Below are 21,228 nucleotides of genomic sequence, written 5' to 3'. Positions count from 1 at the left end.
AAGCTCATGTTGAAACTGACGAGATAAAATATCTCATTTTCGCTTCCATTTCATACAGCCTGACGGCATGTACCAAATTTCAGCGTTGGACTTTGTAAACAAAATCCATACTCACTCGTTGTTCAGTTTTCAAAGATCAAACTTGCATAGTGTCTTACTTTGTTTCGTCACCGCGTCTCAGTGGCGACCTTTATAATATATCATCTCTTTTTAGAATTTGCAAGAGTTTTTTTAATTTCTTTTTTCGAGCAAATCCTTCAAAAAGGAACGAAAGTTAATTTACCATGAATATTGAATAGAGTCAATACTTTTTTTGATATCAGAAAGTATAGCTTTTTAAAATAGTTTACTTCCTGATATCTCTGATATATTTTCCACCTTATCTTTTCATTGTTTGGTTTGTGGGACTCGCCCTCTGCGAGCATATTTTGATAGTTCCTTGGCGGGTGCAAAACGGGCATACATGCGGAAGACTGTTTTATATCGAAGTGCGATTGCGTAGCGAATATCTTGATCCAATCGAGTATCGCTCATATCAAGCAGCATTTCATCTAGCTCCTTACGAAGAACGTAGTCAAGTTCCTTGCATTCTTTTTCGTTAAACAGCATTCCCAACATATGACCATACTCCCTTATCAGCAGATTATATAGTACTTATATTTGCTCAACTATTGTTCCAATCTTTACCTGTTTTTAAACTCAACTGCTAAGGTTTCAAACTTCCCCCGATTAATCTTCAGCTTTTCTTTAGGCTCTCCCCTTTGTTATGTTCAATTTTCAGGAAATATATAAATAATTGGCCATAATATTTTATTGTGACAATAAACGATAAGTTATGCCACTCTCAATAGCAGCTGCTAAAAGCAGTAAGATGACAGACCATAGGGACACCCTCAACGTTTGTTTCATAAATACATTCCACGATGGGCCAGTTCCTTTGCGCTTTAGCCCTATGCTTGTACCTATAGTAGACATTATGTTAATTCCAAACTTCAATCCGAAGGCACAAGCGATAATCAAAACAGGCAATTCAATCACACCGTGAGGCAGTAACCCTTTTACAACAACTTCATACATACTTCTTCCCATATCTGTCTGCAAGTGTACTACAAACCCTAAAACCATACCGTTCACAATCAAAAATATAAACGGTACGATTCCAAATACAGCCCCCATAAATATGACCAGCACACATTTAATCGCATTATTGAAAAAGATAAATACAAAAAAACTCCATTGTGGATGCTCAGAATTCTGCAAGCGCTGCGCTACTTCTCCCAGTCCCTCCATTTGTTGCGCCAGCATGGATTGAATAGTGCCTGTACTTAACCACCCCACTATAATACTTGTGCAGAAAAGAAGTGCAGAGATTAAAATTAACCGTCTTGTCATTTGTAAATCGTGAAAAAATGCGTTTAGTCCCATTTGATAATTCCTCCTATTAGTCCAATGGAATAATTGACAACCCCTGGCATAGCTTTAAGTAAACAAGCACTTCTAGGATGAAAGGGGCGTTATTAACCATGAATTCTTTTTTTTATGTATTAAACGGTAAAAAAATCAAACGATTCTTAATCGTAATGGCTGCAGCCATCTTTACTGTCGGAGTCATTTATGTAGAAACCGATAATGTTACAGTTTTTTCCGAGGAAGCACCAACCGCTATTTATAGTGTGCCCACGGACAAAAAGTTGATCGCTCTCACCTTTGATATTAGTTGGGGCGATAAGCGCACTGCCCCCATCTTAAAAGTCCTTGAGGATAAGAAAGTGACCAAGTCCACCTTTTTTCTTTCTGCCCCTTGGAGTAAAACACATCCGGAACTTGTGAATCAGATTAAAGAAAGCGGATTTGAGATCGGCAGTCATGGCCATAAACACGAAAATTACAGCAGCTTAAGCGATGAAGATATTCGTAAGCAGATTTCAATTGCTCATACCACATTAACCGAACTGACAGGACAGTCCCCGAAGTTGATCCGTATGCCTAATGGCGACTTTGATAAAAGAGTCCTTCAGGTTGCCGGCACTTTAGGCTACAAAACCATTCAGTGGGATACAGATTCCCTGGACTGGAAAAACCCTGGTACTCAGGTCATAATCGACCGTGTTGTAAATAAAGCGCATCCTGGCGATATCGTCCTTCTGCATGCCAGTGATTCCTGTAAACAAACGCATGAAGCCCTGCCGGTCATTATCGACAAGTTGCGAGCACAAGGCTATGAATTCGTGACTGTATCTGAACTGCTTCAACAGGGTACAGTAAAAGGCAAAGAGGTACGCGATCAGGCACTGGGTCTTTAAGGAGTTATTTTACATCGTTCTCAGCTAAAAACCAAAAGCAAATCGACATATTTCTCCCCATTCATCCGCATACTATCCACATTCATGATGAAGGAGGAATACGGCCATGAATTGGACTCGTTTGCGATTTGTTAGCACGATATGCGTACTGGGCGTTGCACTGAGTGGATGCGGCTCGGATCAGGGTTCTGCGCCCCCCCAGAACAGTTATAAAGAGATGAAAACGATGGTTGTCGATATCTTGAAAAGCGATGACGGAAAAAAAGCCGTAGAGGAGGCTTTAACCGGGGAAAGCACTTCAAAAGAAGGACAATCCGGTCAAAGCAGTGAAGAGGGTGGGGCTGGTGGTGGATCTGGTGGCAGCATGGGAATGAAAATGCTTATGCCCATGCAATCGGCTGAACAGATGAAGATCGCAGTCAAAGATACTTTGGTATCACCTGAATATAAAAAAGAAATCGAAAAGATTATGACCGATCCGCGTTTTGCCGGAGAATTTGCCAAAGCCATCAACAGCCAAAGCAAACAGCTTCATATGCAACTTATAAAAGACCCTTCTTATCAAAAATCAATTGAAGCAATGCTCAAGTCACCAGAATTAACCAAAATGTATATGGACTTAACTAAAACCCCTGAATATCGCAAACAATCTATGACAGTCATGCATGATGCCATGCAAAATCCGATTTTCCGACTTGAGGTTATGAATTTACTCAAAACCGTCGTACAAGAGGAGCTTCAACCTAAGGTTGAGAAAAAAAGTGGTGAGCAAGGCGGTGCAGGCGGCGATAAGCAAGGTGGGGGGGGCAGCGAAGGTGGGGGCGAAGGAGAACAAGGAGGAAGCCAATAATAAAAAGGCTGGTTTAATAAACCAGCCTTTTTTCTTTATTCAGATTCCGTGTGCAAGAACGTAATCTGAGCTGCAATATCATTGTAAATGGTCCCCGTGGCAGACTCAGATTTATATACAGATGGAGAAAAGTCGGCTTCTGACGGATGGTTATCTGGAATACCCAGCGGAATTTGAGCAAGAAGTTTTGTATGAAGAGTGTCTGCCAACATAGCCCCCCCTCCTCGCCCAAAAACATAGTCCTTTTCTCCAGTGGAGGACACATAATAAGACATGTTCTCCACAACGCCGATGACCTTATGATCCGTTTGAAGCGCCATTGCGCCTGCACGTGCAGCTACAAAAGCCGCCGTTGCATGTGGAGTAGTGACAATGATTTCTTCACTCTGCGGAATCATTTGATGTACGTCAAGCGCTACATCGCCAGTGCCTGGTGGTAAATCGAGAATCATATAGTCCAGTTTTCCCCATTCGACATCACTAAAAAACTGTCTGAGCATTCTCCCCAGCATGGGACCTCTCCAGATCACCGGGTTGTTTTCTCTAACAAAGAAGCCCATAGACATGATTTTGATACCAAATCGCTCCACTGGCTGAATGATACCATCTTCGACAGTAGGCACATCCTCTACTCCAATCATATCCGGCACACTGAATCCATAGATATCCGCATCAATCAAACCCACACGCTTCCCCTGTCTAGCTAAAGCAGCCGCCAAATTTACAGCTACTGTCGATTTTCCGACACCACCTTTTCCGCTTGCAATGGCAATAAATCGTACGCCAGATGCTGGGCTAAGTAGCTCATGTTCTTCCATGCCAACAGCATGTCCTTTGGTCAAAATCGGGTCAGCCGCTTCCTCGGTCTCCTCTCCATTTTGAAGGGCAGACTTTTCATGCTCAGATGCCTCACGAATACGAATATGAACGTGACTTAATCCCGCCTCTTCTAATGTCTGCCGTATTTCTCGTTCCAACTCTTTCAGCGTCTCTTCCTGGCTATTCAGGGTAATGGCAGTCAAGGATACCCGATCCTCTTTAACCACCACATCCCGAATAAAATGGAGATCGACTAGACGGCGTCCTGTATGAGGCTCCCGCACTTGTTGAAGTAGCTCTATAACTTGCTCTCTTGATTGCATGAATTATCAGCACCTCTGCTTTAATGAATTACGGAGTGGTAAACACTTACAGTATACCACTATCTGGCTTCAGGTGCTGGTGAGATCCCCTTTTCCCCGGCACTGTAACGCAAAATCCCCTTATATATGGACGCCGCCACCTGCCTTTGATAGTTCACGTCACTAAGTCGTCTAGCTTCCTCAGGATGGGACAAAAATCCTACTTCTACAAGGGCTGATGGCATTTTGAGAGCTTTCAATAAATAAACTGTGTTCACGGTCTTAGCCACTCTGTCCGTATTTTCCAAGTTGCGTTTGATCTCTTCCTGAATTAAAGACGCCAAATTCCCGTTATCTGCATGGTTAGGTACGTAAAAGGTTTGGGCTCCACTCCAACGGCTCGACGGAATACTGTTCATATGGATACTTAGAAAGAGGTCTGCTTTCTGCTCCTCAATTATACGCACACGCTGCTTCAAATCCTCCGTTTTTCTTCTGGAATAACCTTTCGTTTCTTGCTGCGCCAGGTCGCGGTCATCCTCACGTGTCATGACAACAACAGCACCTGCTTGCTGTAAATAATCCCGCAAATAAAAAGCGATTGCCAGATTAATATCCTTTTCAATAATCCCTTCTTTGCTAACCGCCCCTCCATCAGGCCCTCCGTGTCCAGCATCCAGGGCAATTACTTTACCAGTAAGGGGTAAACTCCAATGGGTCCAAGCTCTGGAAGCAGGTATCTCATACAATGCCAGTGTAATAAATAGAACGGCGAGACAACAGCCCAACAGCATTTTTTGCAACGTCCGATAGCGAATCCACAGTGTAACCTCGTTTTTACGATTATTTTTTTGCATAACAAAACGCCTCCGTCCTATACAGATACTAATAATCTATATGGGACGAGGCGTGTAGATAGTACAACTCAGGCATGAACAAATTCTTTCATACCTTCAATCAGCACTTGAGCGACTTCCGGTCGTGTAAATTCAGGTGGCGGGCAAACCCCAGAGCGCAACAATTCCCGTACCTTGGTGCCCGAGAGCGTTAAATGATGCTCCTTGGGATGTGGGCATGTTTTACTTGAGGCCATATTTCCACATCGGGTGCAATAAAAGCTGTGTTCAAAGAACAATGGAGTAATCCCCAGCTCTTCAGGTGTAAAGTGCCTGAAAATCTCCTGTGCTTCGTAGGTACCATAATAGTCTCCTACACCAGCATGATCCCTTCCAACAATAAAATGGGTGCAGCCATAGTTTTTTCGCACAATAGCATGGAAAATGGCCTCTCTAGGACCCGCGTATCGCATGGCAGCAGGAAATACCCCCAGAAAAGTCCGATCAGCCGGATAATAATTGTCCAACAGCACCAGATAGCTCTTTATACGCACATCTGCCGGAACGTCATCTGACTTGGTTTCACCAACGAGTGGGTTTAGAAACAAAGCATCCACAATCTCCATCGCGCTTTTTTGAATGTACTCATGTGCCCGGTGTACCGGATTTCGTGTTTGAAATCCGACTACTGTTTTCCAGCCTTTTTCTGCAAAATAGTCGCGTGTCTGTGATGGTGTATAGTAAAACTCACTAAATTGTGTGGGCTCCGGCCGATTCAGCACTTGCACACATCCACCAACATACGTAGCAGGTCGATCTAACAGTTTTTTTACGCCAGGATGAGCCGGGTCATCCGTCTTGAATACTCGTCTGGCTTCCTCAGCCTGATCTACCTGATAAATACTTTCAATATCAAGTACAGCATAAATAGTACCGTCTGTTTCACCCACCAAAGCCACCTGCTGACCTAATTTCAATTCACTGGCTACACTTTCTGCAACTGCAAGAGTAATGGGAATACTCCAGACTGTACCATCGGCAAGACGCATATCTGTTACCACTGACCGATAATCAGATTCATTCATAAACCCCGTCAAAGGAGAGAATGCCCCCACTCCAATCAAATCCAGATCAGAAATGGTCCATGAGTTTACACGGATTGGGAACAATTCCTCTGCGGCCTGCAAAAGTGCTTTTTGCTTCGGTCCTGTAATGATTTTATCAACAAGTGTTCCGCCATGCGGAAGAATTGCAGTCATAATGCACTTCCCTTCTCTTCATAAATATGACTCATAGCTACCTGAATACCATTTTATTGATGGAGCCCACACTCCGTTTTCTCATTGCCTGACCAGCGACCTGCACGAGGATCTTCACCTGGTAGGACCTCACGGGTACATTGCTCACAACCAATACTGGGATAATTGCGGTCATGCAATGGATTATACAGCACTTCATGAGTACGGATATAATTCCATACATCCTCGGATGTCCAGCTTGCCAAGGGGTTAAATTTAACGAGTCCAAACTTTTCGTCATACTCTACCTTTTTTGAATGCGCACGGGTAGGGGCCTGATCCCGGCGAATACCGGTAATCCATGCATCGTATTGTGACAAAATACGTGTCAGCGGCTCAACTTTGCGTATACCACAACATGTGTTTGGATCTGTTTTCCACAGTTCCTCTCCATGCTCAGCCGCTTGCTCTTCAGGAGTAATTAAGGGAGAGACCCTAACAAAATCCAAGTTATATCTGGCTTTCATCTGATCTCGCGTATCATAAGTTTCTTGAAAATGAAAGTCGGTGTCCAAGTAAAAAATGTCGGTGGAAGGGCTAATTTTTTGAAGCATATCTACTAGTACTACATCTTCTGCTCCGAAGCTACAAGCAAAGGTAAGATTGGGAAATGTAAGAACAGCATACTGGATAATTTCCTCTGGCGTAGCCTCTTCCAGTTCAATTGCCTTGACTCTAATCAACGCTTCTTTCTCCAATAAATTCATTATCAATGCGCCTCCATATGAAGATTCATAAATAAGTGTCACTCCAATACCGACTAAACTAATAAGATTAAATACAGTATAAAACTTTCACAATCATTGTCAATCCACGGCAAAATGTCCTGATGCAAGCATTTATCCACCTAAATTTGCAGGAATGTTGCTCTGTCAGCATTCTTTAATGCTTTCTTGCGTATCCAATCAAGTTCATTGACTTATATAAAATATTCTTATACCAAACATTTTGAAAATGGACCATAGGCCCAGTGCCGGCAGCCATCGGTAATGCTGAACAGCTTTGGGTTGCTTTGATCAAGCAAGAACCATCTGTAGAAGAAAGCAAGCATCGTTTCTAAATCTAAGATTATCGAAGGATGCTGAGCCAGGGAATTGAAAACAACTTTAGGTTTCACTCTACTATTCTGGAGCTCTGGCGTCAGCGATGCCTTCATTCTGAAAATTATAAAAGGAATGACTGCGCGCTGAACTCTTATTATACCTCTATTCAATCCCAAAGCGCTCGTAGCGGCAATTCCCGAGGAATTGATCACTGAACACAAGCAAGACTCTTATCGCTACTGGAAGCCTATTTAAAGCCTGTCATCAATGAGGGGCGATATTATGAGGGTAGACAGTCGGACAATACATGGTACTCCCGGTTATAGTTTGGAGCGATTGCTGTGTAGACTATTTCTATTACCAGTAACATGTACATCGCCGTTGCAATTGCAGTAGCCTAGGAAGCGGACACTGCTAGGCTAAGGACCGTCTTTCTGCACCGGCATACAAATAAAAAGAGGTATTCCTTGCCGTATCCCTAGCTAAGCCCAAAACAGCTGTACAAGAGGCATAGACAGTACCAGCCAGAACATATCAAGGAGCACTTTACATAAACAAGTGAAAGCAAAGTATCCTCGTGAAACAGCACTTAGCAGAAAATATTAAGATGAGGCTATATTGAATAACCGAACATTATATTTTTAGTCACAGGTTATAAACATTACAGAATAAACTGCGTTGAAATAGCAAACTGTATTTGTGTATAACAATATCATCTTCAATTCCATGGTGTATAACTTTTCGTATTCCGTGCATTTGCATGCAGTTATTTATGTATTCGCTGAAACATGCTGAAGCTTGTAACTTTTAGAGTAGGTCTACTTATCCACATGTGGATAATGATCAGGAAATGACTAAATAAAAAAGAACCCTTTCCATAAGGAAAAGGTTCTTCTGTATTCGAAATATTAACGTTTCGAGAACTGTGGTGCACGACGAGCGGCTTTGAGACCGTATTTTTTACGTTCTTTCATACGTGGGTCACGAGTCAAGAAGCCTGCTTTTTTCAAAGCTGGACGGAATTCCGGATCTGCTTTCAACAGAGCACGGGAAATACCGTGGCGAATTGCGCCGGCTTGACCAGAGATACCACCACCATGAGCGATAACGAGTACGTCATAGCTGCCAACTGTTTCTGTCAGGTTCAGTGGTTGTTTTACGATCAGTTTGAGAGTTTCCAAACCAAAATATTCATTAATATCACGCTTATTGATGACAATGCGTCCTTCACCCGGTACGAGACGAACACGAGCTACCGAATGTTTACGACGACCTGTCCCATAGTATTGTACTTGTGCCATGAAACTGTCCTCCCTTTTAATTATCCGCGAAGTTCGTAAACTTCAGGTTTTTGTGCTGCATGTGGATGCTCAGTGCCTCTGTAAGCTTTAAGTCTCAGCTTCATTTTCTCGCCTTGACGAGTTTTAGGAAGCATACCGTGAACAGCCAATTCCAACATGCGCTCAGGCTTGTTCTTAACCATTTCTTGTGCAACCGTTACTTTCAGACCACCCGGATGCAGGGAGTGACGGTAGTATTTCTTGTTCTCCATTTTTTTACCGGTCAATACGATTTTTTCCGCATTGATTACAACAACAAAATCACCTGTGTCCACATGTGGTGTAAATTGTGGCTTGTGTTTGCCGCGAATCAACGCAGCCGCTTCGCTTGCCAGACGGCCGAGCGTTTTGCCTTCGGCATCAATGATGTGCCAGTTGCGCTCAACTTCATTTGGCTTCGCCATATACGTAGTACGCATGAAAAGTATCCTCCTTAAGTTCGTTAACAGAAATCATCATTTATCTTCGTTCGTTAAGTTGCTGCATTATTGATGGATTAGATGTTAATTTAAAGTGATTATCTTAATTGGGGCTGTGGGAAAGCCATTAAGAAAACACAACTTTTATATTACAGGATAACCATCAATTCCGCAAGGGTAAAATCAATGTTTTTTGATGTTTTCGTCGTACTCTACATTCCAGAGCGTTAAAGCGTGTCCAACGGCCGTAGGTCCAGCCTTTGAACGATTTTTCGCCTCCAAAATGGAAGGAATATCATCCGACGATTTTTTGCCTTCTCCCACTTCCAGCAAAGTACCCATAATAATCCGAACCATGTGCTGTAAAAATCCGCTACCTGTAATATAAGTATGGATAATTCCCTGATCATCCGAGCCCGGACGTGAAAAGGAATGGTCTACTGTCATATAGGCTTCGTAAATAGTGCGAACATGATTCGTCTTTTGGGAACGTCGAGATGCGAACGAAGTATAGTCAAAGGTGCCCACTAAATGAGCCAACCCTTCCTCCATCGCTCTTACATCCAGTCTCGTTGGATGATGGGCCTGTGTACGACGGTGAAAGATGTCCGGAAACCGGTTCGCATTAATACTATACCGATATGTCTTCCGCTTCGCCATGCGGCGTGCATGAAAGGACAGTGGCACCTCTCTCGCATCCGTAACGATGATATCACGAGGCAACCAGGCATTAAGTGCCAGACACCAGCGCTGTAACGGAATCGGCGATTCAGTGTGAAAATTGAATACCTGCCCGTATGCATGTACACCTGCATCTGTACGGCCTGAGCCTGTAATTTTAAGACGCTCGCCCGTCAATGAGTAAATAGCATGTTCAAGGCAGTCCTGAATGGTGTTACCGTCAGGCTGCGTCTGAAAGCCATCATAGTGGGTTCCGTCATAGTTCACCTTCATGCACAAGTTCCGCATGTTTCTCACACCTTTATAGGGGTAGTCTCTGGCCTTACAAGGAATAACCGAACATAACAAAGGAGAAGCCCCTCAAGGACTCCTCCAAGAGAAAAAAAGGGTTGTTCAGAATCAAGCCGATTCTGTCCACCCTTCCCTCATCTTCGCCTGTCTACGCGCGGTCAACCAATTCCAGATATACCATTGGAGCGGCGTCGCCACGACGAGGTCCCAATTTCAAGATACGAGTGTATCCACCTGGACGCTCAGTGTAACGTGTAGCCAATTCGCTAAACAGCTTTTGGATTGCATCCTGCTCACCATCCAAAGTTTCACGGCGAACGAACGCAGCCACTTGACGACGTGCGTGCAGATCTCCTTTTTTCGCTTTGGTGATCAGTTTTTCAGCAATAGAACGAACTTCTTTCGCTTTAGCCTCAGTAGTTTGGATACGCTCATACAAGAACAGATCGGTTACCAAATCACGAAACAAAGCTTTACGGGCACTGGAGTTACGGCCCAATTTTTGGTATGCCATGTAATTTCCCCTCCTTCACAAAAACGTTGCTGTACTATTCTTCCGTACGAAGTCCTAAACCAAGTTCCTCAAGCTTCTCTTGTACTTCTTCCAAAGATTTGCGACCCAAGTTACGGACCTTCATCATATCTTCTTCAGATTTAGTCGTGAGTTCTTGTACCGTATTGATACCAGCGCGCTTAAGGCAGTTATAGGAACGGACGGAGAGATCCAGCTCTTCGATCGTCATTTCAAGAACTTTTTCTTTCTTGTCTTCTTCTTTTTCAACCATAATTTCAGCATCTTTTGCCTCGTCCGTGAGACCCACGAACAACATCACATGCTCGGTCAAAATTTTGGCTCCAAGGCTCACTGCTTCCTCGGGACGAATACTTCCGTCAGTCCAAACCTCAAGTGTCAGCTTGTCGTAATTCGTAACCTGGCCGACACGCGTATTTTCTACGCCGTAGTTCACGCGTGCAATCGGAGTGTAGATGGAGTCGACGGGAATGACGCCGATCGGCTGGTCATCACGTTTGTTCCGATCCTGCTTAACGTAACCGCGACCGCGATTGGCAAAAATACGCATGTGAAGTCTCGAACCCGGTCCGAGCGTAGCAATGTGAAGATCCGGATTAAGAATTTCCACATCACTATCCGCACGGATATCTCCTGCCGTTACAACTCCTTCGCCTTCCGCATCGATTTCGAGTACTTTCTCTTCATCCGAGTGGATTTTAAGCGATAAAGCTTTCAAGTTCAGAATGATCTCCGTTACGTCTTCCTTCACACCGGGAACCGTTGCAAACTCGTGCAGAACCCCATCGATCTGAACCGATGTGACTGCTGCCCCCGGTAACGAGGATAACAGAATACGGCGAAGCGAGTTACCCAACGTCGTACCGTATCCGCGTTCCAGCGGTTCTACTACGAATTTTCCATAGGTGCCATCATCATTGACGTCAACCGTCTCAATTTTCGGCTTTTCGATTTCTATCACTGCAATATCCCTCCTTCAAAACGTCGCTCCTATATGAAACATTCACCTTATCCATAGTCTATCATGCAGTATACCTAAACATCCATTCTTGGCAGTTTGTGCCGGATCTATACTACACGCAGAGGAGAAATCTCATTAGACGCGACGACGTTTTGGAGGACGGCATCCGTTATGAGGTACCGGAGTTACGTCTTTAATCAGGTTAACTTCCAAACCAGCAGCTTGCAAAGAGCGAATTGCTGCTTCGCGACCTGCACCAGGTCCTTTAACCATGACTTCGACAGTTTTCATGCCGTGTTCCATAGCAGCTTTAGCAGCAGTTTCTGCGGCCATTTGTGCTGCGAATGGAGTAGATTTACGGGAACCACGGAATCCCATGCCGCCTGAGCTGGCCCAAGAGATTGCGTTACCGTGTGGATCTGTGATCGTAACGATCGTGTTGTTGAACGTGGAACGGATGTGTGCCACGCCAGTCTCGATATTTTTACGGTCACGGCGTTTTGTACGTACAACTTTTTTCGGTTTAGCCATTGAATGTTATCCTCCCTTCTTATTTCTTTTTGTTCGCTACAGTCCGACGAGGACCTTTACGGGTACGAGCATTAGTTTTAGTACGTTGTCCGCGAACAGGCAATCCACGACGGTGACGAACACCACGGTAGCAGCCAATCTCAGTCAGACGTTTAATATTCAAGGAAATTTCACGACGCAGATCGCCTTCTACTTTAACTTCTTTGTCGATCGTTTCACGTAATTTGCTCACTTCATCTTCAGTCAAATCACGAACACGCGTGTTTGCACTGATGCCTGTTTCCTTCAAGATTTTCTGAGAAGTCGTTTTACCGATTCCGAAAATGTAAGTCAAGGCGATCTCAACGCGTTTGTCACGTGGCAAATCCACACCAGCTATACGAGCCATTTTACGCTACACCCCCTTCTATTAACCTTGTTTTTGTTTGTGTTTCGGATTTTCGCAAATAACCATTACATTCCCTTTGCGGCGAATGACTTTGCATTTTTCGCAAATAGGTTTTACAGAAGGTCTTACCTTCATGTTGATTACCTCCTCCAAGCTTTACCCTGGTAAAACTCGCTTCGTGAACATTCACATCGTTTTGCCGAGCAAAACAAGTTTTTTTAAATGACATACGTTTAATAAAAACCTGCATGAATTACTTGCGGTACGTTATACGGCCTTTGGTTAAATCGTAAGGCGATAACTGTACAACCACCTTGTCGCCTGTCAAAATACGGATAAAGTGCATCCGCAGCTTTCCGGAAACATGAGCAAGAATTTGATGACCGTTCTCCAGCTCTACCTTGAACGTAGCGTTCGGTAGTGGCTCGATTACCGTACCTTCAACCTCAATGACATCTTCTTTGGCCAAAGTCAGTCTCCTTTCTCTTCAGCTTGGTATTCGGACGAGTCCAGGAAAGTTTTCACTGCATGGCGCAGCTTTCCGTTCGTCACCCGACCGCTTTCGTTTAAACTGTTTACAATCTCGCTACTAATCTTTGGCTGAGGCACCAAATGAAGAACATTTTTCTTCTTCGCTTGATCAAACTTTCGTTTATCCCCATCCGCAATATATACAAACCTGCTATCTGCTACTGAAACGACAACCGCAATCTGTCCGGCACCTCTGCCCTTCAGAATCTTCACCAGCTGACCGATTTGCAGGTTTCCTTGCTGAATCATTCCAATCACCTACGCACTCAGTTTCGTGAAAATGTCCATGCCGCCCGTTTCGCACGTCACCGCTTGCTCGTTATGAGCACATGAGGTTACGTTCATCGTAACGACCGTCCAGTTGTCTTCCAGCGTCCCTACATGGTGAGAACCTATCTGAATCATAGATTCAATAGCCAGCCCAATGCCGGTTTTCAGCCTCGGCCCCTGCTCAGGAATACCACGGTTTGGATTCTCAATATATTGCCGAATGGCATGCGACATTGTAAACTGGCGAGTTTTCGCGATGATATCGCCTTTGTTTAACTTGCGTTTGCCGGGAAATCCGTGCACCAGTTGTTCGTTGACTGAAGCGCAAATGCTAGCAGGAAAACCGTTATAACCTTTAAAAGACGGCACAGCTCCCTGACTGCGAATATACCGATCAGCAAAATGATCAAGTTCACCGGTCGTAATACCGGGCTCGATGTGTCCTGCCAAGAGATGATCCGTCTCCGTATCTATTCTCTTAGTTTTCCTCATTAAGCTTGATTCCGTCCCCGACTTGCAAATGATCATTACAGCTAACCCCGCAACAAGGACACGATATTTTGGGAAACCACATCAATATCCTGTTCTCCGTCAATATGACGCAGAAGATTCTGGTTCTCATAAAACGTGAGGAGTGGTGCTGTTTTATTACTATATTCTCCAAGTCGTGTTCTTACGCTATCTTCATTATCGTCAGGACGCTGATAGAGTTCCCCACCGTCTTTATCGCAAATGCCTTCAACCTTAGGAGGATTAAAGACAATATGATAGCTAGTTCCGCAGCTTTTACAAACCCGCCGTCCTGTGATTCGTGCCAACAAGTTGTCACTATCCACTTTCAAGTTGATGACGTCATCTAGCTTCGTATTCAAACGACCCAAAATTTGATCCAAGGCTTCAGCTTGAGCCAAAGTTCTTGGAAAACCGTCCAGCAAGAACCCTTTCTTGCAATCTGGCTGTTGTAGCCGTTCTTCAACGATACCGATTGTTACGTCATCCGGAACAAGTTCACCCTTGTCGATATATTCTTTAGCTTTAATGCCAATAGGTGTTCCCTGTTTCATCGCTAGGCGAAAAGCATCACCTGTCGAGATATGAGGAATGCCGAATTCCTTCACAATGACATCTGCTTGTGTACCTTTACCAGCCCCCGGAGGGCCCATGATCAAAATATTCACAATCTGTCACTCCTCAAGACGACCCCTACACAAGAAACAGCACAAAAGGTGCCGGTAAGCATGCGAACATCCTAAGCCGGTACCTATTGCCTATTTGTTGATGAAGCCTTTGTAATGGCGTTTGATCAGTTGGCTTTCGATTTGCTTCATTGTATCCAGTGCTACACCAATGATGATGAGCAATGAAGTACCGCCAATTTGCACGGAACGAGGCAAGCCCGAAAGCGAACCGAAGAATACCGGCAAAACGGATATGACTGCCAGAAACAAAGCTCCTGTCATTGTCAAACGTGACATTACTCGTGTCAAGTATTTCTCCGTGGCTTTACCCGGGCGAATTCCCGGAATATAACCGCCGTTTTTCTTCATATTGTCGGCCATTTGCTGCGGATTCATCTGTACAAAGGTATAGAAGAATGTGAAACCGATAATCATTACGACATACAAAACCATGCCCAGCGGCTTGTCATAGTACAAGTAAGTGGTAATCCACTTAGCCCAAGCATGATCTGCCCAGAAACTCGCAATAATTGTCGGGAATTGCAGCAATGATACCGCAAAGATTACCGGAATAACGCCTGCCGCATTAATTTTCATCGGAATATGCGTATTCTGGCCACCGTACATTTTGTTGCCAACTACACGTTTCGCGTATTGTACCGGGATTTTCCGAATACCTTGCTGGATGTAGATAACACCAACAATAATCAGAACAATCACCAGGGCAATTATAATTGCCTTCAGAATATTCATAAACAGCTGATCTGCCTGAATAAACTGAGATTCTACAACCGTCCGAATATGTCTTGGAATACCCGCCGCAATCCCTGCGAAGATAACAATAGAGATACCGTTGCCGATTCCCTTTTCAGTAATTTGCTCACCGAGCCACATAAGGAACGTAGTTCCTGCTGTAAGCACAATGGCAATAACCAGATAATCTGCAAAAGTGGCTCCTGGAATCATCGCTGCACCGTACAGTCGATTAAAGCCAATCGACGTTCCGAATGCTTGAATCAGGCCAAGTATTACCGTACCATAACGCGTAATTTGAGCCAACTTCTTTTTACCATGCTCTCCTTGTTTAGCCCATTCCGCAAGTTTCGGAATCACGTCCATTGACAGCAACTGTACAATGATGGACGCTGTAATATATGGCATAATCCCGAGGGCGAAGATCGAAAACTGATACAATGCGCCCCCTGAGAAGGTGTTAAGGAGTCCAAACAACTCGCTTCCTGCCTGATCCTGAGAAGTAAAGACTTGCTTATTCACGCCGGGAACCGGCACGAAGGAGCCAATACGATATACAAAGAGTATAAACAGGGTAAACAGGATTCGGGTTCTAAGATCCTCAACCCGCCATATATTTTTCAGGGTCTTGAACATTAGATCACCTCGGTTTTACCGCCGGCAGCTTCAATTTTCTCTACCGCAGATTGAGAGAACTTGTTCGCTTTAACTGTCAACTTCACAGTGATTTCACCGTTACCCAGAATTTTAATTCCGGATTTGGCGTTTTTCACAATGCCATTGTTCAGCAAAAACTCAGGGCTTACTTCTGTACCCGCTGCAAAACTGTTCAAATCTTCGATATTCAAAACCGCATACTCTTTACGAGTAGGATTTACGAAACCGCGTTTAGGCAAGCGACGATACAGTGGGTTTTGACCACCCTCGAAGCCCGGACGTACACCACCGCCGGAACGAGCGTTTTGACCTTTATGACCACGACCAGAAGTTTTACCCGTACCGCTACTAGGACCACGACCCAAACGTTTACGTTCTTTGCGGGAGCCTGGAGCTGGGGAAAGCTCATGTAACTTCATCGTTCGTTGCACCTCCTTGATTATTGTTAAAATACTTTATTTCTTAAGCCTCAATTTCTTTAACAGAAACCAAATGGCTAACTTGATTAATCATCCCGCGAATAGCTGCATTGTCGGGTTGAACTACTTTATGGTTGATTTTACGCAAGCCGAGCGTTTTAACAGTCGTTCTCTGATTACCAGGACGGCCGATCAACGAACGAACGAGGGTAATTTCTAATTTCGCCATGATATTCCCTCCTTAGCCCAGCAGCTCTTCGATGGATTTGCCGCGCAATTTTGCAACTTCTTCAGCGCGTTTCAAGCGGGACAAACCTTCCAAAGTCGCATTGACCATATTCATGGAATTCGAAGAACCCAAAGATTTTGTCAAGATATCACCTACACCAGCAAGTTCCAGTACAGCACGAACCGGACCACCAGCGATAACTCCAGTACCTTCCGATGCCGGTTTCAACAGAACCCGGCCAGCACCGAACTTACCTGTAACAAGGTGAGGAATTGTTGTTCCTACGAGTGGAACGTGAACCAGGTTTTTCTTAGCATCTTCAATACCTTTGCGAATTGCATCAGGTACTTCGCCAGCTTTACCGATTCCAGCGCCTACCCAGCCGTTGCCGTCGCCCACTACTACCAGAGCACTGAAGCTGAAACGGCGTCCGCCTTTGACAACTTTAGCTACACGATTAATATTTACTACTCTTTCAGTCAGTTCCAAAGTATTCGGATCTACACGCAAGTCGTTAACCTCCTTTTGAGAAATGTCTTAGAATTCAAGGCCTGCTTCGCGAGCTGCATCAGCCAAAGCTTGAATCCGTCCATGATACAAGTATCCACCACGGTCAAATACGATGTTAGCATGACCTTTTTCTTTCGCACGTTTAGCAACGAGTTCGCCAACTTTACGAGCTGCTTCTACACTACCGCCGTTTTTGATTTCGCTGCTCAGTTCTTTATCCATAGTGGATGCAGATACCAATGTTACACCAGCTACATCATCAATCAGTTGTGCGTAGATATGCTTGGAAGAACGGAACACGTTCAAACGAGGACGTACAGCCGTACCTTCGATTTTCTTACGTACACGCAGATGTCTTCTGACACGTGCTTTATTTTTATCTTGTTTTGTAATCATCTCAAGTTTTCACTCCCTTCAGTTTGCCTTTTAAAACTTTATACTAAGACGCACTGGGTAAAAAAGAAGTACGAAGTCTTTCCAGCAGAAAGACCGCACAAAGTCGGTAAGAAACTTATTTCTTCTTACCGGCTTTACCTTCTTTACGAATGATGCGCTCGCCTTCGTATTTAATCCCTTTACCTTTGTACGGTTCAGGTTCACGAACGGAACGAATTTTAGCAGCGTAGGCACCTACACGCTCTTTATCAATTCCGCGAACGATGATTTTAGTGTTCGAAGGAACTTCGAATTCGATGCCCGCTTCCGGTGTGATTTCAACCGGGTGAGAGTATCCAACGTTCAGAACGATTTTATCTCCGGATTTGCTTGCACGATATCCGACCCCAACCAGCTCCAGAGATTTTGAAAACCCTTCAGTTACACCACTTACCATGTTGTTGACAACGCTGCGGGTTGTTCCATGCAAAGAGCGGTGAAGTTTGTTGTCCGAAGGACGAACTACATTAATTTCATTGTTTTCCACAGTAACGGACATGTCTTTATGAAGCTCACGAGTCAATGTTCCTTTAGGACCTTTAACTGTGATTGCTGTGTTGTTCAAAGTCACGTCAACACCACTTGGTACTGTGATTGGTTTACGACCAATACGGGACATATCTGTTGCACCTCCTATCTTTTAAACGTTATCTTACCAAACGTAGCAAACAACTTCTCCGCCGGCTTTGGACTGACGCGCTTCTTTGTCAGTCATGATACCTTTGGATGTTGAAATGATTGCGATCCCGAGTCCACCCAGTACGCGTGGAATCTCATTGCTCTTCGTGTAAACGCGAAGACCTGGTTTACTGATTCTTTTCAAACCTGTAATAACACGCTCGTTGTTCGCACCGTATTTCAAGAAAATACGGATGATCCCTTGTTTGCTATCTTCAACAAATTCCGCATCACGAATGAATCCTTCACGTTTCAGGATGTCGGCGATTTGTTTTTTCATTGTAGATGCAGGCATTTCTACTGTTTCGTGACGAACTGTGTTCGCGTTACGAATACGAGTAAGCATATCTGCAATTGGATCAGACATAGTCATTGTGTATAAACCTCCTTCCCAAACAGGACTTTTTACCAGCTTGCTTTTTTCACGCCAGGAATCTGGCCTTTATAAGCTAATTCACGGAAGCAAATTCTGCAGATCTTAAACTTTTGCAGTACCGAATGTGGACGACCACAACGCTCGCAACGAGTGTAAGCACGAACTTTAAACTTTGGTGCGCGTTGTTGTTTGACTTTCATTGAAGTTTTTGCCACTTAGCCTGACACCTCCTAAATAGTTTCGGAGAACAGGGTGTCTTTAAAATCAGACGCCCGAAACGTTATGCCAACATTATTTTGCGAAAGGCATGCCCAGCTGAGTCAGAAGCTCACGGGACTCTTCGTCAGTTTTGGCAGTCGTTACGATAACGATGTCCATACCACGAACTTTATCAACTTGATCATACTCGATTTCCGGGAAGATCAACTGTTCTTTCAGACCAAGCGTGTAGTTACCACGTCCGTCAAAAGCTTTTGTCGATACACCATGGAAGTCACGTACGCGAGGAAGAGTAATGTTGAACAATTTGTCCAAGAAATAATACATACGCTCGCCACGAAGTGTTACCTTTACACCGATCGGCATGTTTTCACGCAATTTAAAACCTGCAATAGATTTTTTTGCGCGAGTGATTACTGGTTTTTGACCAGCGATCAGCTGCATGTCGTTGAGAGCTGAATCAAGTACTTTGGAGTTTTGGACTGCGTCGCCAACACCCATGTTGATTACAACTTTCTCGATTTTAGGCACTTGCATCACTGTTGTATAGTTGAACTTCTGCATCAAAGCAGGAGTGATTTCTTTCAAGAAACGTTCTTTCATTCTTGTTGTAGCCATGAATCATATACCTCCTTTCTTCAAAAAATAATTAGTCGATCACTTCGCCAGAACGTTTTGCAATGCGCACTTTTTTTCCGTTGTCCAAAACTTTGTAACCAACACGGGTTACTTTTCCGCTCTTCGGATCAATGTGCATAACGTTGGAAACGTGAATCGGAGCTTCTTTCTCGATGATGCCGCCTTGTGGATTCAGCTGATTAGGCTTTTGGTGTTTTTTAATCATGTTAACACCTTCCACAAGCACACGGTTTTGACGAGGGTAAGCAGCGATAACGCGACCTTTTTTACCTTTATCTTTACCTGTAATCACCAGAACAGTGTCGTCTTTTTTGACGTGCAGCTTGTTGTTGTGGGATTCCAGAACTTTTTTCACTTTTGGCATTTCGTACACCTCCTACGGGCACATTTTAAGGTGAGTTTAGATCACTTCCGGAGCCAAGGAAACGATTTTCATGAAGTCCTTGTCACGAAGTTCGCGAGCAACTGGTCCGAAAATACGAGTACCACGTGGGCTCTTGTCTTCTTTAACGACCACTGCTGCGTTTTCGTCAAATCCGATGTAGGAACCGTCTTTACGGCGGATAGAACGTTTAGTACGAACAACAACCGCTCTTACTACATCACCCTTTTTGACAACGCCGCCTGGTGTTGCTTGTTTTACGGAACAAACGATCAGGTCACCAATTTGAGCTGTACGACGTCCCGTACCACCGAGCACACGGATACACATCAGTTCCTTCGCGCCGGAATTGTCAGCTACAGTCAAACGTGTAAATGGTTGAATCATTTATTTATCCTCCTTTCGGAAAAACTACACTACATTAGATTATAACAGCTTTTTCAACGATTTCGACCAGTCTCCAGTTTTTGTCTTTGGACAAAGGGCGAGTTTCCATGATTTTAACAGTATCACCAATTTGTGCGGTGTTGTTTTCATCATGAGCTTTGAATTTCTTAGTTACTTTAATGCGTTTATGGTAGAGATCATGTTTTTTGTAAGTTTCTACAGCAATCACAATCGTTTTATCCATTTTGTCGCTGACTACTTTACCGACTAATACTTTACGGGCATTACGTTCGCTCATTGTTGGCCTCCTTCCTAATTACAGGCGGATTTTCCACCCGGTCTGATATCTTAGCTAATCCCAAGTTCTCTTTCACGGATCACAGTTTTAGCACGAGCAATTTCCTTACGCACAGCGCCGATCCGAGTCGGGTTATCAAGCTGACCGGTAGCGAGTTGAAAACGAAGGTTGAAAAGTTCTTCTTTAAAACCGGAGATCTTTTGTTCGATTTCAGCAGTGGTTAGGTTGCGGAATTCACTAGCCTTCATTTGCTTCACCACCCAATTCTTCACGTTTCACAAACTTAGTTTTGATTGGCAGTTTGTGAGCGGCAAGACGCATTGCTTCACGAGCAATCTCTTCCGGAACACCAGCAAGTTCGAACATAATCTTGCCTGGTTTCACTACTGCAACCCATTTTTCTACATTACCTTTACCACTACCCATACGAACCTCAAGAGGCTTCTGAGTAATAGGTTTGTCAGGGAAAATTTTAATCCAAACCTTACCACCACGTTTGATGTAACGAGTCATCGCAATACGAGCAGCTTCGATTTGACGGTTAGTAATCCATGCAGGTTCAGTAGCTTGCAAACCGTACTCACCAAAGTTCAGTGTAGTACCGCCTTTTGCACGACCCTTCATATGACCACGTTGTTGTTTACGATGTTTTACGCGTTTTGGTACCAACATG

34 protein-coding genes are annotated in these 21,228 nt (G+C 44.1%); 2 read left to right on the top strand and 32 right to left on the bottom strand.

Going from position 1 to position 21,228, the window contains the following annotated elements; all coding sequences use genetic code 11:
- Positions 1–387: 387 nt before the first annotated feature.
- Both G9G54_RS24535 and G9G54_RS24530 read right to left on the bottom strand, forming a co-directional pair.
- Complete coding sequence (locus G9G54_RS24535) at positions 388–618, bottom strand: hypothetical protein (RefSeq protein WP_013312131.1); 231 nt, start codon at positions 616–618, stop codon at positions 388–390.
- A 192-nt stretch (positions 619–810) separates the two neighbouring features.
- A complete protein-coding gene (locus tag G9G54_RS24530) occupies positions 811–1,425 on the bottom strand; it encodes a stage II sporulation protein M (protein ID WP_165179907.1) in 615 nt (204 codons plus the stop codon).
- Positions 1,426–1,523: 98 nt separating this feature from the next.
- Between G9G54_RS24530 and pdaB the strand changes: the two genes are divergently transcribed.
- On the top strand, positions 1,524–2,303 hold the full coding sequence (gene pdaB, locus G9G54_RS24525; protein ID WP_061831406.1) for a polysaccharide deacetylase family sporulation protein PdaB: 780 nt from the start codon (positions 1,524–1,526) through the stop codon (positions 2,301–2,303).
- 106 nt (positions 2,304–2,409) lie between these two features.
- Positions 2,410–3,153, top strand: a complete 744-nt coding sequence (gerD, locus tag G9G54_RS24520) for a spore germination lipoprotein GerD (RefSeq protein WP_165179906.1) — start codon at positions 2,410–2,412, stop codon at positions 3,151–3,153.
- Positions 3,154–3,188: 35 nt separating this feature from the next.
- On the opposite strand, the gene G9G54_RS24515 is transcribed toward gerD, so the two are convergent.
- The 30 genes from G9G54_RS24515 to rplP all read right to left on the bottom strand — a co-directional run bounded on the left by G9G54_RS24515 (position 3,189) and on the right by rplP (position 21,227).
- Positions 3,189–4,295, bottom strand: a complete 1,107-nt coding sequence (locus G9G54_RS24515) for an Mrp/NBP35 family ATP-binding protein (protein WP_165179905.1) — start codon at positions 4,293–4,295, stop codon at positions 3,189–3,191.
- 59 nt (positions 4,296–4,354) lie between these two features.
- Positions 4,355–5,131: an N-acetylmuramoyl-L-alanine amidase CwlD gene (gene cwlD / locus G9G54_RS24510; protein WP_061831403.1), complete on the bottom strand. Its 777-nt coding sequence runs from the start codon at positions 5,129–5,131 to the stop codon at positions 4,355–4,357.
- A gap of 68 nt (positions 5,132–5,199) precedes the next feature.
- Positions 5,200–6,369 carry a sulfate adenylyltransferase gene (sat, locus tag G9G54_RS24505; protein WP_165179904.1) on the bottom strand — a complete coding sequence of 390 codons (1,170 nt, stop codon included), beginning with the start codon at positions 6,367–6,369 and terminating at the stop codon, positions 5,200–5,202.
- 53 nt (positions 6,370–6,422) lie between these two features.
- Positions 6,423–7,115 (bottom strand): phosphoadenylyl-sulfate reductase, encoded by a 693-nt coding sequence (locus G9G54_RS24500; protein WP_165179903.1) that lies wholly within the window; start codon positions 7,113–7,115, stop codon positions 6,423–6,425.
- 1,244 nt (positions 7,116–8,359) lie between these two features.
- On the bottom strand, positions 8,360–8,752 hold the full coding sequence (gene rpsI / locus G9G54_RS24495) for a 30S ribosomal protein S9 (RefSeq protein WP_013312140.1): 393 nt from the start codon (positions 8,750–8,752) through the stop codon (positions 8,360–8,362).
- 20 nt (positions 8,753–8,772) lie between these two features.
- On the bottom strand, positions 8,773–9,210 hold the full coding sequence (gene rplM / locus G9G54_RS24490) for a 50S ribosomal protein L13 (RefSeq protein WP_013312141.1): 438 nt from the start codon (positions 9,208–9,210) through the stop codon (positions 8,773–8,775).
- A gap of 183 nt (positions 9,211–9,393) precedes the next feature.
- Positions 9,394–10,179 carry a tRNA pseudouridine(38-40) synthase TruA gene (gene truA / locus G9G54_RS24485; protein WP_061831400.1) on the bottom strand — a complete coding sequence of 262 codons (786 nt, stop codon included), beginning with the start codon at positions 10,177–10,179 and terminating at the stop codon, positions 9,394–9,396.
- Positions 10,180–10,330: 151 nt separating this feature from the next.
- On the bottom strand, positions 10,331–10,696 hold the full coding sequence (rplQ, locus tag G9G54_RS24480; RefSeq protein ID WP_013312143.1) for a 50S ribosomal protein L17: 366 nt from the start codon (positions 10,694–10,696) through the stop codon (positions 10,331–10,333).
- Between the two features lie 34 nt (positions 10,697–10,730).
- On the bottom strand, positions 10,731–11,675 hold the full coding sequence (locus G9G54_RS24475) for a DNA-directed RNA polymerase subunit alpha (protein ID WP_007432558.1): 945 nt from the start codon (positions 11,673–11,675) through the stop codon (positions 10,731–10,733).
- Between the two features lie 135 nt (positions 11,676–11,810).
- Positions 11,811–12,206: a 30S ribosomal protein S11 gene (rpsK, locus tag G9G54_RS24470; protein ID WP_013312144.1), complete on the bottom strand. Its 396-nt coding sequence runs from the start codon at positions 12,204–12,206 to the stop codon at positions 11,811–11,813.
- A gap of 19 nt (positions 12,207–12,225) precedes the next feature.
- Positions 12,226–12,594 carry a 30S ribosomal protein S13 gene (rpsM, locus tag G9G54_RS24465; RefSeq protein ID WP_007432560.1) on the bottom strand — a complete coding sequence of 123 codons (369 nt, stop codon included), beginning with the start codon at positions 12,592–12,594 and terminating at the stop codon, positions 12,226–12,228.
- A 21-nt stretch (positions 12,595–12,615) separates the two neighbouring features.
- On the bottom strand, positions 12,616–12,729 hold the full coding sequence (gene rpmJ / locus G9G54_RS24460; protein WP_003333770.1) for a 50S ribosomal protein L36: 114 nt from the start codon (positions 12,727–12,729) through the stop codon (positions 12,616–12,618).
- A gap of 118 nt (positions 12,730–12,847) precedes the next feature.
- Entirely contained in the window at positions 12,848–13,063 is a 216-nt protein-coding gene (infA, locus tag G9G54_RS24455) for a translation initiation factor IF-1 (protein WP_006212898.1), read from the bottom strand.
- A gap of 2 nt (positions 13,064–13,065) precedes the next feature.
- Complete coding sequence (locus G9G54_RS24450; protein WP_013312145.1) at positions 13,066–13,374, bottom strand: KOW domain-containing RNA-binding protein; 309 nt, start codon at positions 13,372–13,374, stop codon at positions 13,066–13,068.
- A 9-nt stretch (positions 13,375–13,383) separates the two neighbouring features.
- Positions 13,384–13,923: a M24 family metallopeptidase gene (locus tag G9G54_RS24445; protein ID WP_165179902.1), complete on the bottom strand. Its 540-nt coding sequence runs from the start codon at positions 13,921–13,923 to the stop codon at positions 13,384–13,386.
- Positions 13,924–13,928: 5 nt separating this feature from the next.
- Entirely contained in the window at positions 13,929–14,573 is a 645-nt protein-coding gene (locus G9G54_RS24440; RefSeq protein WP_165179901.1) for an adenylate kinase, read from the bottom strand.
- A gap of 90 nt (positions 14,574–14,663) precedes the next feature.
- Complete coding sequence (gene secY, locus G9G54_RS24435; RefSeq protein WP_061831397.1) at positions 14,664–15,962, bottom strand: preprotein translocase subunit SecY; 1,299 nt, start codon at positions 15,960–15,962, stop codon at positions 14,664–14,666.
- The gene (gene rplO / locus G9G54_RS24430; protein ID WP_013312149.1) at positions 15,962–16,402 is read right to left on the bottom strand and encodes a 50S ribosomal protein L15; all 441 of its coding nucleotides are present in this window, start codon (positions 16,400–16,402) and stop codon (positions 15,962–15,964) included. The genes secY and rplO overlap by 1 nt, the downstream gene beginning before the upstream one ends.
- Positions 16,403–16,445: 43 nt before the next feature.
- Positions 16,446–16,631 carry a 50S ribosomal protein L30 gene (rpmD, locus tag G9G54_RS24425; RefSeq protein ID WP_013312150.1) on the bottom strand — a complete coding sequence of 62 codons (186 nt, stop codon included), beginning with the start codon at positions 16,629–16,631 and terminating at the stop codon, positions 16,446–16,448.
- 12 nt (positions 16,632–16,643) lie between these two features.
- Positions 16,644–17,141 (bottom strand): 30S ribosomal protein S5, encoded by a 498-nt coding sequence (rpsE, locus tag G9G54_RS24420; protein ID WP_013312151.1) that lies wholly within the window; start codon positions 17,139–17,141, stop codon positions 16,644–16,646.
- A gap of 27 nt (positions 17,142–17,168) precedes the next feature.
- Positions 17,169–17,537 (bottom strand): 50S ribosomal protein L18, encoded by a 369-nt coding sequence (rplR, locus tag G9G54_RS24415; protein ID WP_007432568.1) that lies wholly within the window; start codon positions 17,535–17,537, stop codon positions 17,169–17,171.
- A 115-nt stretch (positions 17,538–17,652) separates the two neighbouring features.
- Entirely contained in the window at positions 17,653–18,195 is a 543-nt protein-coding gene (gene rplF, locus G9G54_RS24410; protein ID WP_013312152.1) for a 50S ribosomal protein L6, read from the bottom strand.
- Positions 18,196–18,228: 33 nt separating this feature from the next.
- Positions 18,229–18,627, bottom strand: a complete 399-nt coding sequence (gene rpsH / locus G9G54_RS24405) for a 30S ribosomal protein S8 (RefSeq protein ID WP_007432570.1) — start codon at positions 18,625–18,627, stop codon at positions 18,229–18,231.
- Between the two features lie 32 nt (positions 18,628–18,659).
- Positions 18,660–18,845, bottom strand: coding sequence for a type Z 30S ribosomal protein S14 (locus G9G54_RS24400; RefSeq protein ID WP_010348808.1), 186 nt, complete (start codon positions 18,843–18,845; stop codon positions 18,660–18,662).
- A 76-nt stretch (positions 18,846–18,921) separates the two neighbouring features.
- Entirely contained in the window at positions 18,922–19,467 is a 546-nt protein-coding gene (rplE, locus tag G9G54_RS24395; RefSeq protein ID WP_007432571.1) for a 50S ribosomal protein L5, read from the bottom strand.
- A gap of 31 nt (positions 19,468–19,498) precedes the next feature.
- On the bottom strand, positions 19,499–19,852 hold the full coding sequence (rplX, locus tag G9G54_RS24390; protein ID WP_013312155.1) for a 50S ribosomal protein L24: 354 nt from the start codon (positions 19,850–19,852) through the stop codon (positions 19,499–19,501).
- A 36-nt stretch (positions 19,853–19,888) separates the two neighbouring features.
- Positions 19,889–20,257 carry a 50S ribosomal protein L14 gene (rplN, locus tag G9G54_RS24385; RefSeq protein ID WP_007432573.1) on the bottom strand — a complete coding sequence of 123 codons (369 nt, stop codon included), beginning with the start codon at positions 20,255–20,257 and terminating at the stop codon, positions 19,889–19,891.
- 34 nt (positions 20,258–20,291) lie between these two features.
- On the bottom strand, positions 20,292–20,555 hold the full coding sequence (rpsQ, locus tag G9G54_RS24380) for a 30S ribosomal protein S17 (RefSeq protein WP_007432574.1): 264 nt from the start codon (positions 20,553–20,555) through the stop codon (positions 20,292–20,294).
- A 50-nt stretch (positions 20,556–20,605) separates the two neighbouring features.
- The gene (gene rpmC, locus G9G54_RS24375; protein WP_007432575.1) at positions 20,606–20,803 is read right to left on the bottom strand and encodes a 50S ribosomal protein L29; all 198 of its coding nucleotides are present in this window, start codon (positions 20,801–20,803) and stop codon (positions 20,606–20,608) included.
- Positions 20,793–21,227 (bottom strand): 50S ribosomal protein L16, encoded by a 435-nt coding sequence (rplP, locus tag G9G54_RS24370; protein WP_007432576.1) that lies wholly within the window; start codon positions 21,225–21,227, stop codon positions 20,793–20,795. The genes rpmC and rplP overlap by 11 nt, the downstream gene beginning before the upstream one ends.
- Position 21,228: the final 1 nt, after the last annotated feature.

This window comes from Paenibacillus sp. EKM212P (assembly GCF_011066115.1).
GTDB classification, from domain to species: domain Bacteria; phylum Bacillota; class Bacilli; order Paenibacillales; family Paenibacillaceae; genus Paenibacillus; species Paenibacillus polymyxa_B.
The sequence above is the reverse complement of the archived record's forward strand: the minus strand, read 5'-3'. Positions and strand labels throughout refer to the sequence as shown.